Origin of the sequence: Nocardia sp. CC201C, from assembly GCF_030010695.1 — a bacterium.
Classification (GTDB): domain Bacteria; phylum Actinomycetota; class Actinomycetes; order Mycobacteriales; family Mycobacteriaceae; genus Nocardia; species Nocardia otitidiscaviarum.
This window is the reverse complement of the sequence record NZ_JASCXP010000185.1, coordinates 1-13,751: the sequence shown is the minus strand read 5'-3', so window position 1 is coordinate 13,751 and position 13,751 is coordinate 1. Positions and strand designations below refer to the sequence as shown.

The window sequence follows — 13,751 nt, the reverse complement described above, 5'->3', positions numbered from 1 at the left end:
GCTGGCCGCATGCACGATCAGACTCCGCGCACAACCCGGCTCCGCGCACAATCCGACTCAGCGCACAATCCGACTCAGCGCACAATCCGACTCAGCGCACGATGATCCGCGGTCCGGCTCAGTTCGATACCGCCGCCGGATCGGTGAGCATGGCGGCGCGCAGCATGTACTCGGGCACCCCGAGGCCGCCCACCAGGGTGGTCGCGTGCGGCCGCAGCCGGTCGACCAGTTCGTTCACCCCGCGGCGCACCGCCTTGGCCCGCTCCACCGACATGAAGCGGTGCATGATGAACCACGCCTGGTTCTCCTCCAGCACGGTGTACACGAACAGATCGCACACCGAATCGGCGAGCGCGCGGGCCTGTTCGTCCTCGATGGCGGCGATGCCCTCGATGAACGCCTCCAGCACGATGCGGTCGATATGCGCGGTGCCCGCCGCCAGAATGTGGTCCTGGGCATTGTTGAACGCCTCGAACGGTCCGGTGTCCGCGGCACGCGCCCGCAGCCGGTGCGCGGCCGTGCGGGTCAGGTAATCCTCGCGATCGGCGAACAGCTGCAGCTGCACGTCGCGGCGGGCCAGGTCACCGTCGTCGACGCCCTGGTCGGAGCGGTCGCGCAGGCGCTGGATGAGCTGGCGCACCCCGGTCACGTCGCGCACCACGTCGCGGGTCATGGTAGCGGCGAAGCGCACCCAGCCCAGCGCGTCGAGATCGCGCACCTCATCGGAGTAGGCGGTGAGCAACTCCTTGGCCACCAGTTGGGTGAGCACCACGTTGTCACCCTCGAAGGTGGTGAACACGTCGGTGTCGGCCTTCAGGGTGACCAGTCGGTTCTCGGTCAGGTAACCCGCTCCGCCGCAGGCTTCGCGGCACTCCTGGATGGCGCGAGTGGCGTGCCGGGTCTGCGCGACCTTGAGTCCGGCCGCGCGCTTCTCCAGCGCGCGCTGCGCGCCCGGATCGACGTCCTGTCCGGTCTGCACCAGATGCATGCGCCGCACCAGGTCGTTCTGTGCGAAGGCCAGCGCGTAGGACCGCGCCAGCAGCGGCAGCAGGCGGCGCTGATGGCTGCGGTAGTCCAGCAGCAGGGTCTCCTCGCCGGTATCCGGATCGTCGAACTGGCGACGCCGCTCGGCGTAGCGCACCGCGATGCTCAGCGCCACCCGCGCACCGGCCGCCGCCGCGCCGCCCACGCTCACCCGGCCGCGCACCAGCGTGCCCAGGGTGGTGAAGAAGCGGCGGCTCGGATTCTCGATGTCGGAGTGGTAGGTGCCGTCCGGCGCCACGTCGGCATACCGGTTGAGCAGGTTCTCGCGCGGAATCCGCACCTGGTCGAACATGATCCGGCCGTTGTCGACGCCGGGCAGGCCGCCCTTGAGGCCGCAGTCGGAGGTGGTCACGCCGGGCAGGTCGTTGCCCTGGTCGTCGCGGATGGGCACCAGGAAGCAGTGCACGCCCCGGCTCTCACCGCCGGTGATCAGCTGCGCGAAAACCGCTGCCATGCGGGCGTGTTCGGCCGCCCCGCCGATGTAGTCCTTGCGGGCGGCGGGAGTCGGGCTGTGCACCACGAACTCCTGCGTCGCCGGATCGTAGGTGGCGGTGGTCAGCAGATTGGCCACATCGCTGCCGTGACCGGTTTCGGTCATGGCGAAGCAGCCGAGCAGGTCCAGGGTGATGAGCTGTTCGACGTAGGTCTTGTGCCGCTCGGTGCCCAGGTTCTCCACCGCACCGCCGAAAAGCCCCCACTGCACACCGCATTTCACCCACAGGGACAGGTCGGTGTAGGCCAGCATCTCCAGGGCGGTGACCGCCCCGCCGGGATCGTTGCCGCCGCCGTGTTCGAGCCGGAAGCCCTTCTCGGCCCAGCCGAAGGTCGAGACCAGGCGCATCTGGTCCAGCACGCGGGCACGGGCGGCCCGCATATCGAGGGCGGGATCGCCGTAGAGCCGATCGTCGTCGAGGTGTTCGCGTGCCTTCTCGCGTACCTCTCGCCAGGGGCCGTCCAGGGCCGCGCGTAGTTCGTCCACTGTCCGATCGTCGTCGGTCGCCATATTCGCCACCCTACTGTGGCGGTTACGCTCGACTGGGTGATCTACCGCACCGTGTACTTTTCTCCATCATGAGCAACGATCTGGCAACCAGAGCGGAGGATGCGCCCGTGCGCACCGCCTGGTGGCAGCGCCGGTTCGCGGCGGCGATAGATCGCCTGCTCGCCGACCGGATCGCCACCGTCGACGCCGTGGTCGAGGCGCCCTCGCCACTGCAGCCGATCGATCTCACCGACGACGCCAGCGTCACCGAGGTGCTCGACCTGGCCGAGCGGGTGGGCGAGGTCGTGCTCGCGGCGGGCACCAGCGTCATGGACACCACGACGCAGATCGAATTCATCGCCGCCACCTACGGCCTGTCCCAGATCGACGTCGACGTCACCTACAACTCCATCCGCATCTCCGTCGATCGCGGCCCGAAGCTGCCGCCCGCCAGCACCATGCGGGTGGTGCACTATCGGTCGCTGGACTTCACCCGGCTCGCCGCCGTGGACCGGCTGACCCGGCGCATCCGCCGGGAACTGGTGCCGCCGGAGGAGGCCCTGGCGGCGCTCGAGGCCATCACCACCGCGCCGCACCCCTACAAACGGTGGGTCTCCACCTTCGGCTGGGCGCTCATGGCGGCGGCGATCGGGCTGCTGCTGGGCGGCGGTTGGCTGGTCTGCGTACTGAGCTTCGCCGCCACCACCGCCATCGACCGCACCAACCGGATTCTGAACCGCAAGAACCTGCCCTTCTTCTTCCAGCACATGGTGGGCGGCTTCATCGCGGCGATCCCCGCGATCGCCGTAGCCACCTACGCCGGGCACCTCAGGATGGATCCGTCCCTGATCATCGCCGCGGGGATCGCGGTGCTGCTCGCCGGCCTACAACTGGTCGGCTCGGTCGAGGACGCGATCACCGGCGCACCCATCACGGCGGCGGCCCGCATGCTCGAGGTCATCATGATGACCTGCGGCATCATCGGCGGCATCGTGCTGGCGCTGCGCTTGGCCGAGATCCTGGGCGCGACGGTTCCGGCGATCGATACGACCGCGACCCGCGATATCACCAACTGGCCGCTCAAACTCGCGGCGGGCGCGATCGCCTCCGTAGCCTTCTCGCTGGCGTGCTACGCCGAACGCCGGGCACTCACCGCCGCAGCCTTCAGCGGCGCTGCGGCGACCATCTGCTACCTCCTCGTCCAGAACTCGGGTTTCGGGCCGATCATCTCGTCGGGTGCCGCGGCCATCGTGGTGGGCCTGGCCGGTGGGCTGGTCGCACGTCGTGCCCTGACCCCGCCCCTGGTCATCGCGGTAGCCGGTATCACACCGCTGCTGCCGGGCCTCAAGGTCTACCGCGGCCTGCATTCGCTGCTCAACGATCAGCATGTGTTCGGTCTCAACCAGTTGTTCACCGCCTTCGCCATCGGCGGCGCCCTCGCGGCCGGTGTCACCCTCGGTGAATGGTTCGCCCGTTCGCTCCGGCAACCGCGAATTCTGCAGCGTTTCGGCACCATTCGCCGCCCGCGCATCCGACCGCGGCGTCCGGTGGCCTGACCCGAAAACCCCCGGAGCCGTACGACCGATCTGACGACAGGATCGTGCTCCGGGGGTATTTCCTTGCCCACCCGGCCTTTTCACGTCGACCGCGGCCGGGGCGGGAGGTTCGGGCGGATCAGGCGGGCGCGGACGGCGCACCCGCCGGTATCAGGTGTTTGGCCTCCACCAAACGGGACTTGGCCTGGCGTTTCACCGGGCAGGCCAGACTGGGGCAGTCGATATGGGTCTGCATGATGAGGTGGGCGTAGCCCACGGTCATGACGGGCACGGCGCTGTGGTCGGTCGGCGGAATGCCGTACATCCTTGTCGCCCCTTCTCTTTCGTGTCTGACGGGTTGCCGGTCCGTGGGCACACTTCCAGTAGACACCGCGGTGTCGCGTGCTGGAAGATTTCGGTGTCGGACATTGGCGAAGACTTCCGCGGTCTTCCAATCCCGCTGCGAAAATCATTCCAAAATCGCACACCCTCATGAGGTTCGCTAATGACCGAAGGTGGTTCCGGCTCCACAGTTCCCCGCCGCATGCTGGGCCGACAGCTGCGCCGCCTGCGCGAGGACGCGGGCGTTTCGGTGGCCGCGGCCTGCCGCACCATCGAGGTGTCCGCGCAGACCATGTGGCGACTCGAGGGCGGGCAGTCGGTGAAGCTCAAGGACATCTACATCCGTGCCCTGTGCGTGCTCTACGGGGCCTCCGACGACGATACGGCGGCGTTGCTGGGACTCGTAGCAGAAACCAAGCGAACCGGATGGTGGCATTCCTACGGTGACGCCGTGCCCGGTCACTTCGACCTGTACATGGGTCTGGAGGAAGCGGCCAAGCGCCTCACCATGTTTCAGCTCACGCTGCTGCCCGGCATGGTGCAGACCGCCGACTACCGGCGCGCCATGGTGTGGACCGTCCACCCGCAGATGCCCACGGCCGAGGTGGAGCGGCGTGTCGAACTCATGACCAAACGACAACAGCGCCTGCATGATTCGGGTTTCGAGCTGAACGTGCTGCTGTCGGAGTCCGCACTGCACCATCAGGTGGGCGGGCCGGGAGTGATGGCCGACCAGCTCGCGCACTTGCTGGAGATTGGCAGGCGTCGAAACGTATCGATTCGGGTAATCCCCTACAGCGTCGACAGCTGGATCGGGCTACAGGTGGGCCACTTCGTATTCCTGGAGTTCCCACTGCACCGGGAGACCAAGTGGACCGAACCCCCGGTTGTCTACGTGGAGGGATACACCGGCGCTCTATACCTGGACCGCGACAACGAGATTCAGCAGTACAGAGCGGCTATTGCAGAGATACGACGCGTCGCGTTGGATGAGAGCGACACCAGAGATCTGGTAACCCACACAGCAAGGAGCAAGCAGCGTGAGCAATGACCTGTCCGCGGCACGGTGGTTCAAGAGTTCCCGCTCAGCGAACCAGGAAGCGTGCGTCGAAACCGCACACCTGGCAAACGGCGCGGTCGGCGTCCGAGACTCCAAGGACCCGACCGGCCCCGCCCTGATCTTCGCCCCCGTCGCCTGGGATGCCTTCGTCACCGGCGTCCGTTCCGGTGAGTTCGACCGTCTGTAACCCCGGTACCACGAGAGGTACTCGGGAATCCCTTGCCCCCGAGTACCTCTCCTAGTCCTTCAGCAGGCCGATGCTGCGGCCGATATCGGCGAGGGTGGCGTCGAAGAGCACGTCCGGGTGGGTGACGTGGATGGGGTAGTTGCCGAAGGCTTCCAGGGTGACGTGGCCGTACAGGCGGGCCCAGAACTGGATCATCACGTAGCTGACGCCCAGGTCGAGCTTCTCGGCCGGGAATTTCTGGCCCGATTCGGCGAGTACCGCGAGCAGATCGGTCTGGAAGCGGATCAGATCGTCGCGCAGTTCCGCGGGGATGGCCGCCACGGGCGGGGTGACCACCTCGTAGTCGGCGAGCAGGCGGCCCGCCGCCTCCAGAAACAGGCGACCGACCGGTTCACCGAATTGCCGCATGGCACTGGGCGCCCCGGCTCCGGCGGGAGACGCGAAGACCAGCGTGAACTCCCGTGGATGGGTGAGGGCCCAACGCCGGAAACCGCGGCAGACGCCGAAGAACCGCACCATGGCGTCGTCGGGTTCTCCCTCGAGCGCGCCCGCCATATCGCGGGCCAGATCCGCGCACACGTCCAGGCGCACCGCCGCGATCAGATCGTCGCGGCTCTCGTAGTAGCGGTAGAGCGCGGGAGCCGTGATGCCCAGCTCCCGCGCGATCGCCCGCAGCGTCACCGCGTCGGGCCCCTGGTCGACCAGCAGTGACCGCGCGACGCGGCGGATGTCGGCGTCGCTGACCGCGGGCACCCGGCCGCGGCGTCGCGTGTCGGTCATGCTGTCTCCCAATCGAACCGGGTGGCCGGGCGCGCGGTCCGACCGCTCACTCGTAGGCGACCTGCCAGCTCTTGATGCCGTTGAGCCAGCCCGAGCGCAGGCGGACCGGTTCGGAGATCTGGCGCAGGTTCGGCATCACATCGGCGATGGCGTTGAACATGAGGTCGATCTCCAACCGGGCCAGGTTGGCACCTACACAGTAATGCGTCCCGGTACCGCCGAAGCCGACATGTGGGTTGTTCGTGCGCAGCACGTCGAACTCGAAGGGATTGTCGAAGTGGTCCTCGTCGAAGTTGGCGGCCGAGTAGAACAGTCCGACGCGCTGGCCCTTCTTGATCTCGATACCGCTCAGCACGGTGTCGGAGAGGGCGGTGCGCTGGAAGGACACCACCGGGGTGGCCCAGCGCACGATCTCGTCGGGCGCGGTGCGCGGGCGCTGCTCCTTATAGGTCTCCCACTGGTCCGGGTGGTCGACGAACGCCTTCATGCCGTGGGTGATGGCGTTGCGGGTGGTCTCGTTGCCCGCGACCGCGAGCAGGATGACGAACCAGGCGAATTCGTCGGAGGCCAGCGCCTCACCCTCGACATCGGCCTGCAACAGCGTGGTCACGATGTCGTCCATCGGGCATTTCTTCTTCTCCTCGGCCAGGTTCCAGGCGTAACCCATGACCTCGGCGGTGGCCATCTTGTGATCGCCCTCGAACTCGGGATCGTCGTAGGAGATCATCTGGTTGGTCCACTGGAAGATCTTGCCGCGATCCTCCTGCGGCACGCCGATGAGTTCGGCGATGGCCTGCAGCGGGAGTTCGCAGGCGACCTGCTCGACGAAGTCGCCGCCGCCGGTCTTCTTGGCCTCGTGCACGATGTGCTCGGCGCGCTCCCGCAGGGCGGCGCGCAGCGACTCCACCGCGCGCGGGGTGAAGCCCTTGGAGATGATGCGGCGCAGCTTGGTGTGGCGCGGCGGATCCTGGTTCAGCAGCAGGTGCCGCTGGATCTCGATCTCGTCGCGGGTGATGTCGGAGTTGAAGCGGATGACGGCGGTGTTCTCCTCCGAGGAGAAGATGTCGGAGCGCTTCGAGATCTCCTTGATGTCGTCGAGCTTGGTGACCACCCAGTAGCCACCGGTGTCGAACCCGCTGACCCCGTCGGGCTGCGGGTTCCACCAGATGGGCGCGGTCTTGCGGAGTTCGGCGAACTCCTCGATGGGCAGTCGCCGGGCGAACAGCTCGGGGTCGGTGAAATCGAAGCCTGCGGGGATGGACGGCGCGGACACGGAACCTCCTCTGGAACACGTTCCCAAGGAGTGAACCACACCACACCCGATTTGTGAACGGGTATTAGTAAATACCGTTCACCGAATTCTCAGTACGCGCCCTCGCCCCTGGTCACCGCGCCGATCGTCCTGGCGACCAGCAGCAAATCCAGCAGCATGGACCAGTTCTCGACATAGGAGAGGTCGAGCCGCATGGCGTCCTCGGGCGCCAGATCGGACCGGCCGCTCACCTGCCACAGGCCGGTGACGCCCGGCTTGACCAGCAACCGCCGCCGCATGACCCCGTCGTAGGAATCCACCTCCCGCCGCACCTGCGGACGCGGCCCCACGATGCTCATCTCACCGCTGAGCACATTGAAGAACTGCGGCAGCTCGTCGAGGGAGTACTTGCGAATGAACCGCCCGACGGGGGTGATCCGCGGGTCGTCACGCATCTTGAAGAACACCGGGTTGCCGCCGTTCGCTTCGATGAGCGCGTGGATGTGCGCGTCGGCGTCGACGTACATGCTGCGGAACTTGATCATGCGGAACGGCCGTCCGTCCCGCCCGATCCGCTCGGACAGGTAGAACACCGGACCGCGGCTGCCCACCTTGACGGCCACCGCGATCGCCACCAGCACCGGGGCGATGAGCACCACGGCCGTCAGCGCGAAGCAGAGGTCGAAGACCGCCTTGCGAATCGACTTGGCGCGGTCGTAGCGCGGCTTCTCCACGTGCAGCATGGGCATATCGGCCACCAGCCGGTGGGTGAGCCGGGTGCCCGCCATATCCACCAGGCCGGGCGTGACGATCAGCTCCACGCCGAGCGGATCCAGCTCCCAGGCCATGCGGCGGAAGTCGGCGGGGCCGAGCTTGTCGGTGGCGGTGACGGCGACGGTGTCCGCGCCGGTTCGCCGCACCGCGTCCAGCACCGACCGGTCGTCGCCGACCACGGGTATGTCCAACTCGCCGACTTCCAATGCCGGATCGGGCAATTCGCCATCGTGCGGGGTGCAGACGCCGATCACGTTGTAGCCCGAGCTGGGATCGCGCGAGAAGGCGGTCACCATGGCCCGCGCCGCGTCCCGGCTGCCGACCACGAGTACGCCGATCCGGTACCCGCCGCGGGCGCGGCGACCCGACACCCAGCGCCGCCACAGCCGCCGTTGCAGCATCAGCGTCAGCACGCCGAGCGGAAGGGCGATGGCGAGATAGCCGCGGGCGATATCCACGCGCAGCACCAGCGACACGATGGCGATGACGCCGAACAGCCGCAGTGTCGCCGAGATCAACCGCCGGTATTCCTCTGTGCCGGAACCGATCACGCGCGGCGACCGAGCGCCGCTCAGGCCCAGCGCGGCATGCCAGGCCAGGGCGAGCACCACCGACACCACGGTGTAGCGAACCTCGAGCGGCAGAGTGGCGGCCAGCGGCGGATCGGCGGGTCCGCCGAACCGAATCACCTGTGCCACACCGACGGCCAGGCATACGCATAGCAAATCGGTGAACCGCAGCCTGCGGACATAGTCGTCTTGCCAGCGCTCTCTGTCCGAGCGTGGCAGGGGCCGCGGCGGCCGGGCCGTACGCGGCGCACGCCCGGCGGAAACCTCGAAACTCATGAAACGAATGCACCTCCCCCACGGGAGAACTCGGTCCCGATCCCCACTGATCAGTTCCACTCGGCTCCACACGGACTGACGCCGGTTCCCCAAGGGCTTTCACTGCATGACAACCGATGAGGCCACCGATTGTTTCGGCGGCCAGAAGCCGAATGTTACACACCCCACCCACGGCGGTCACCGAAACCGCATGGGTACCAATGTATCCGAAAATTTGCGGGAACCGGCGCGACCGGTTTCCTGGAATTCCCCTATTGTTCCCCTAACGGTGGAACAAGCAGGTCAGAAGCGACGTATCACCCGAAAATCAGTGCGAAACACTTAATTTGCACGACTCCCACGTTTGCCGACCGAACGCTCGGTTCTGCGGGCCGCAGAAATTTACTCCCTAATAACCCACAAGCCCTCTGAACAAACACTCGGACACCCTCGATCCTGTTGTAACGTAACGACGGATCGAGCCGACCCTCTGGGCAGATCGGGCGTAGCCGGTCGCCGGTGTCGGTGAAAGGTGGGGAATCTGCGTGCAATGTCGTTTGTGTGACTCCGAAAGATTGGTCAGTGTGCTCGATCTCGGAGCCACTCCGCCCTGTGAGAAGTTCTTGACGGCGGCTGAACTCGATCTTCCCGAGCCGACCTTCCCGCTGCATCTGCGGCTGTGCGAAGACTGTCTGCTACTGCAGATCCCGGCGCTCATCACGCCGGAGGACACCTTCACCGAGTACGCGTACTACTCCTCGTACTCCGACAGCTGGGTGCGTCACGCCCGCGACTTCGTGGCGGCGGCGACCGAACGACTCGGGCTGGGCCCCGGCTCCTTCGTGGTCGAGGTGGCCTCCAACGACGGCTACCTGCTCCAGCACGCGGTGGCGGCCGGCATCGACTGCCTCGGCATCGAACCCTCGGTGAATGTCGGCGCGGCCGCCCGCGCGAAGGGCGTGCCGACCCGCACCGGCTTCCTCGACGAGGATTTGGCGGCCAAGGTGCGCGCCGAACACGGTCCGGCCGATCTCGTGGTGGCCAACAACGTCTACGCGCACATCCCGGACCTGCGCGGGTTCACCCGCGCCCTGCGGGAGTTGCTCGCCGACGACGGCTGGCTGTCCATCGAGGTCCACCATGCGCTCGAGCTGGTCACCCATGGTCAATTCGACACCATCTATCACGAACACTTCCAGTACTACACCGTGCTGTCCGCGCAGCGCGCCCTGGCGACCGCCGGGCTCACCGTCGTGGACGTGGAACTGCTTACCACCCATGGTGGTTCATTGCGGCTCTGGGCGCGACCCGAAGCGGTGGCGAGTCCGGGCGAGCGGGTCGCCGAGGTGCTGCGGCGAGAGGCCGACGCGGGCCTGCACACCGTCGCGGGCTACCTCGAGCTACGACCGCGCACCGAACGGGTGCGCCAGGATCTGCTGCGCTTTCTGCTCGACTGCCGCGCCGCGGGCAAGCGGGTGGTCGGCTACGGCGCGCCCGGCAAGGGCAACACCCTGCTCAACTACTGCGGCATCCGCAGCGATCTGCTGGCCTACACCGTGGATCGCAATCCCTACAAGCATGGGCGGTTCACGCCCGGCACCCGCATCCCGATCCATCCCCCCGAGCGCATCGACGCCGATCGCCCGGACGTGGTGCTGGTGCTGCCCTGGAATCTGGAAACCGAGATCACCGCGCAACTGCGCCATGTCACCGACTGGGGCGGACAGCTCGTCTACCCGCTGCCGGAACTGCACACGACCGTGGCCGCGCTGGATCACTCCGAGAGGTAAGCGAGATGAAGGTTGTGCTCTTCTGCGGCGGCTACGGCATGCGCATGCGCAACGGCTCCGAGGACGTACTGCCCAAGCCCATGCAGATGGTGGGCCCGCGCCCGCTGATCTGGCACGTCATGCGCTACTACGCGCACTTCGGGCACAAGGATTTCATCCTGTGCCTGGGCTACGGCGCCACCCACATCAAGAACTTCTTCCTGACCTACCAGGAGTCGGTGTCCAACGATTTCGTCATCCGCGGCGGCCGGGTGGAGTTGCTCCAGTCCGATATCAGCGACTGGTCCATCACCTTCGTCGACACCGGCGTGGAGTCGCCCATCGGTGAACGCCTGCGGCGGGTGCGCAAACATCTCGAGGGTGAGCACTACTTCCTGGCCAACTACGCCGACGTACTCACCGACGCGCCGCTGGACGAGGTGATCACGAGGTTCCAGCAGTCCGGTGCGGCGGCGTCGATGATGATCGTGCCCCCGCAGTCCTCCTTCCACTGCGTGGATGTGAACTCGGCGGGCGAGGTCAAGAACATCACCCCGGTCTCGCACCTGCCCATCTGGGAGAACGGCGGGTACTTCGTGCTCACCCAGGAGGTCTTCGAGCACCTGCCGCGCAACGGCGATCTGGTGGAGGACGCCTGCGGCGCGCTGGCCGCGCAGGGCCGGCTGTTCGGGTATCAGCATCACGGCTTCTGGAAACCGGCCGACACCTTCAAGGAGCGCGCCGAACTCGATGCCGGATACCACCAGGGCGACCGCCCGTGGATGGTGTGGGAGCGGCCCGCCTCATGATCCGGCTCGATACCGGGTCGGTCCGTGAGATCGCACTGCTGGCCGCGCACTGCGACGACCTCGCCATCGGCCTGGGCGGCACCCTGCTGACCCTGGCCCGGCGCGGACTGCGGGTGCGCGCGCTGGTACTGAGCGGGGCCGGCACCGACCGGGCCCGCGAGGAACAGGACGCCCTCGAATCATTCTGCCCTGGCACCGATCTCGAGTTGGAGGTGCTCGACGTCCCGGACGGCCGCGCCCCCGCGCACTGGGAGCGGGTCAAGGAGGCGGTGGCCCGGCTGCGGCGCGGTGGCGATCCCGACGTGGTCTTCGCCCCGCAGCGCGAAGACGCCCATCAGGACCATCGGTTGCTGGCCGAACTGGCCCCCACCGAGTTCCGCGACCATCTGGTGCTGGGCTACGAGATCCTCAAGTGGGAGACCGACACTCCCAAACCCACTGTCTTCCACCCACTCTCGGCCGAGGTGGCCGAGCGGAAGGCGGAGCTGCTCATGAAACATTATCCGTCCCAGCGGGATCGGGACTGGTTCGACGAACTGTCCTTTCTCGGACTGTCCCGGCTGCGGGGCGTGCAGTGCCGCGCCCCGCACGCGGAGGCATTCGTGCTGGAGAAGGCGGCCATCACTTTCGGAGGTGCGTAATGCGTGTACTCGTCACCGGACATCAGGGCTACCTGGGCACCGTCATGGTGCCGGTGCTGCGGGCCGAGGGACACGAGGTGGTGGGCCTGGACAGCGGCTTCTTCGCCGACTGCGTCCTCGGCGATGCCCCGCAGGATCCGCCGGGGCTCGCGGTCGACCTACGCGACGTGACCGCGGCGCAGCTGGCCGGATTCGACGCGGTGATCCATCTGGCCGCGCTGTCCAACGATCCGCTCGGCGCGCTGGCCCCGAGCATCACCTATGACATCAACCATCACGCCTCGGTGCGATTGGCGGAGTCGGCGAAACAGGCCGGGGTGCGCCGTTTCCTGTACGCCTCCACGTGTTCGGTGTACGGGGCCGCCGGGGACGGCCTGGTGACCGAGACCGCGCCCCTGCGCCCGATCACCCCGTACGCCGAATCCAAGGTCCGGGTCGAGGACGATGTGGCGGCGCTGGCCGACTCCGGCTTCTCGCCGGTGTTCCTGCGCAATGCGACGGCGTTCGGTTTCTCGCCGCGGCTGCGCGCCGATATCGTGCTCAACAACCTGGTCGGTTACGCGGTGCTCACCGGTGAGGTGAAGGTGCTCTCCGACGGCACGCCGTGGCGGCCGCTGGTGCACGCCCAGGACATCGCACGCGCCTTCGCCACCTGCCTGACCGCGCCCGTGGAGGCCATCCACTGCCGGGCCTACAACGTGGGTTCCGAGGCCAACAACCGCACGGTCGCCGAGATCGCCGGGGCCGTGGTGGACGTGGTGCCCGGATCGCGCTTGGTCATCACCGGTGAGAGCGGCGGCGATCCGCGCTCCTACCGGGTCGACTTCTCCTATGCCCGACGGGAATTGGGCTTCGAGGCGCAGTGGCGCATTCCCGGCGGCGCGGCCGAGCTCTACACCGAGTATCTGCGCCACGGCCTCACCGAGGAGCGGTTCTTCGCCGCCTTCACGCGGCTGGCGCGGCTGAAGTCGCTGATCGCGGCCGGTGCGCTCGACGACGAACTGCGGCGGATCAGGATCGGGGCGGCAGATGGGTGAGCAGGTCCCGCCAGGATCCCGCGGCGGCGTCCCGGCCGGAGACCACGGTCACCGGCCGCGGCCACGCGATGGCCAGGTCCGGATCGTGGTAGGCCACGCCGAGATCCTCGCTCGGATCGTGCGGCCGGTCGATGCGGTAGCAGACGTCGGCCACCGCGGTGAGCGCCTGGAAGCCGTGCAGGAAGCCGGGCGGTACGTAGAGGTGCCGAAACTCATTGTCGTCCAGGAGGAATGCCTGTTGTCGCCCGAAGGTCGGCGAGTCCGGCCGGATATCCACCAGCACATCGTGCACGGCCCCGTGCGCACAGCGCACCAGCTTGGCCTCACCGCGCCCGGATCGCCCGTGCATCCCGCGCACCACGCCCAGCACCGAGCGGGACTGCGAGTCCTGCACGAACGACGCCGCCGCACCGGGTACGCCCAGGTACTCGTCGAATTCCGCGGCGTCGAGGGTGCGGGTGAACAGCCCGCGGTCGTCCCGGTGCGGCTCGGGGGTCAGCACCAGCACGTCGGCGAGTTCGGTCGGTTCGATGCGCACCGGGCCATGGTGCCATGAGGACGGCGACGGCGCGCGGGTGTCGCGGTTGTGGGGGCACGGAGTTGGCCCGGGTCCTCGATCTCGGGAAAATGCCCGCCGCGGACGACTTTCCGATGCTGGCGGCGACACCGGAGGCCGACGAGTCCGGCCATCCGCTGGCCATGGACCTGTGCGCGG

The 13,751-nt window shown here is 67.5% G+C and carries 13 protein-coding genes; 7 read left to right on the top strand and 6 right to left on the bottom strand.

The genetic code is table 11. The features are described 5' to 3' along the window. Positions 1-118 precede the first annotated feature (118 nt). Positions 119-2,047 (bottom strand): acyl-CoA dehydrogenase, encoded by a 1,929-nt coding sequence (locus tag QK444_RS19815; RefSeq protein ID WP_282782433.1) that lies wholly within the window; start codon positions 2,045-2,047, stop codon positions 119-121. Positions 2,048-2,115: 68 nt separating this feature from the next. Between QK444_RS19815 and QK444_RS19810 the strand changes: the two genes are divergently transcribed. Then, complete coding sequence (locus QK444_RS19810; RefSeq protein WP_282782432.1) at positions 2,116-3,582, top strand: threonine/serine exporter family protein; 1,467 nt, start codon at positions 2,116-2,118, stop codon at positions 3,580-3,582. Positions 3,583-3,700: 118 nt separating this feature from the next. On the opposite strand, the gene QK444_RS19805 is transcribed toward QK444_RS19810, so the two are convergent. Then, positions 3,701-3,886: a hypothetical protein gene (locus QK444_RS19805; RefSeq protein ID WP_282782430.1), complete on the bottom strand. Its 186-nt coding sequence runs from the start codon at positions 3,884-3,886 to the stop codon at positions 3,701-3,703. Positions 3,887-4,066: 180 nt separating this feature from the next. On the opposite strand from QK444_RS19805, the gene QK444_RS19800 reads away from it, so the two are divergent. Beyond that, positions 4,067-4,954, top strand: coding sequence for a helix-turn-helix transcriptional regulator (locus tag QK444_RS19800; RefSeq protein ID WP_029930647.1), 888 nt, complete (start codon positions 4,067-4,069; stop codon positions 4,952-4,954). Further along, a complete protein-coding gene (locus tag QK444_RS19795) occupies positions 4,944-5,150 on the top strand; it encodes a DUF397 domain-containing protein (protein ID WP_143980700.1) in 207 nt (68 codons plus the stop codon). The genes QK444_RS19800 and QK444_RS19795 overlap by 11 nt, the downstream gene beginning before the upstream one ends. 51 nt (positions 5,151-5,201) lie before the next feature. On the opposite strand, the gene QK444_RS19790 is transcribed toward QK444_RS19795, so the two are convergent. The 3 genes from QK444_RS19790 to QK444_RS19780 all read right to left on the bottom strand — a co-directional run bounded on the left by QK444_RS19790 (position 5,202) and on the right by QK444_RS19780 (position 8,801). After that, entirely contained in the window at positions 5,202-5,930 is a 729-nt protein-coding gene (locus tag QK444_RS19790) for a TetR/AcrR family transcriptional regulator (protein ID WP_282782427.1), read from the bottom strand. Positions 5,931-5,976: 46 nt separating this feature from the next. Then, positions 5,977-7,203 carry a cytochrome P450 gene (locus QK444_RS19785; RefSeq protein ID WP_282782425.1) on the bottom strand — a complete coding sequence of 409 codons (1,227 nt, stop codon included), beginning with the start codon at positions 7,201-7,203 and terminating at the stop codon, positions 5,977-5,979. An 89-nt stretch (positions 7,204-7,292) separates the two neighbouring features. Beyond that, positions 7,293-8,801 (bottom strand): sugar transferase, encoded by a 1,509-nt coding sequence (locus tag QK444_RS19780; protein ID WP_282782423.1) that lies wholly within the window; start codon positions 8,799-8,801, stop codon positions 7,293-7,295. Positions 8,802-9,325: 524 nt separating this feature from the next. On the opposite strand from QK444_RS19780, the gene QK444_RS19775 reads away from it, so the two are divergent. Genes QK444_RS19775 through QK444_RS19760 form a run of 4 tightly spaced genes read left to right on the top strand, consistent with a single transcriptional unit; the run spans position 9,326 to position 13,036 of the window. Next, a complete protein-coding gene (locus tag QK444_RS19775) occupies positions 9,326-10,570 on the top strand; it encodes a class I SAM-dependent methyltransferase (protein WP_282782421.1) in 1,245 nt (414 codons plus the stop codon). Positions 10,571-10,575: 5 nt separating this feature from the next. After that, positions 10,576-11,358, top strand: coding sequence for a sugar phosphate nucleotidyltransferase (locus QK444_RS19770; protein ID WP_282782420.1), 783 nt, complete (start codon positions 10,576-10,578; stop codon positions 11,356-11,358). Further along, positions 11,355-11,999: a PIG-L family deacetylase gene (locus QK444_RS19765; protein ID WP_282782434.1), complete on the top strand. Its 645-nt coding sequence runs from the start codon at positions 11,355-11,357 to the stop codon at positions 11,997-11,999. The genes QK444_RS19770 and QK444_RS19765 overlap by 4 nt, the downstream gene beginning before the upstream one ends. Further along, on the top strand, positions 11,999-13,036 hold the full coding sequence (locus tag QK444_RS19760) for an SDR family oxidoreductase (protein WP_282782417.1): 1,038 nt from the start codon (positions 11,999-12,001) through the stop codon (positions 13,034-13,036). Before QK444_RS19765 ends, QK444_RS19760 begins: the two co-directional genes overlap by 1 nt. Here the strand turns inward: QK444_RS19760 and QK444_RS19755 are convergent. After that, complete coding sequence (locus QK444_RS19755; protein WP_282782414.1) at positions 13,011-13,574, bottom strand: dTDP-4-dehydrorhamnose 3,5-epimerase family protein; 564 nt, start codon at positions 13,572-13,574, stop codon at positions 13,011-13,013. The two genes, QK444_RS19760 and QK444_RS19755, sit on opposite strands and share 26 nt — an antisense overlap. Between the last annotated feature and the right edge of the window lie 177 nt (positions 13,575-13,751).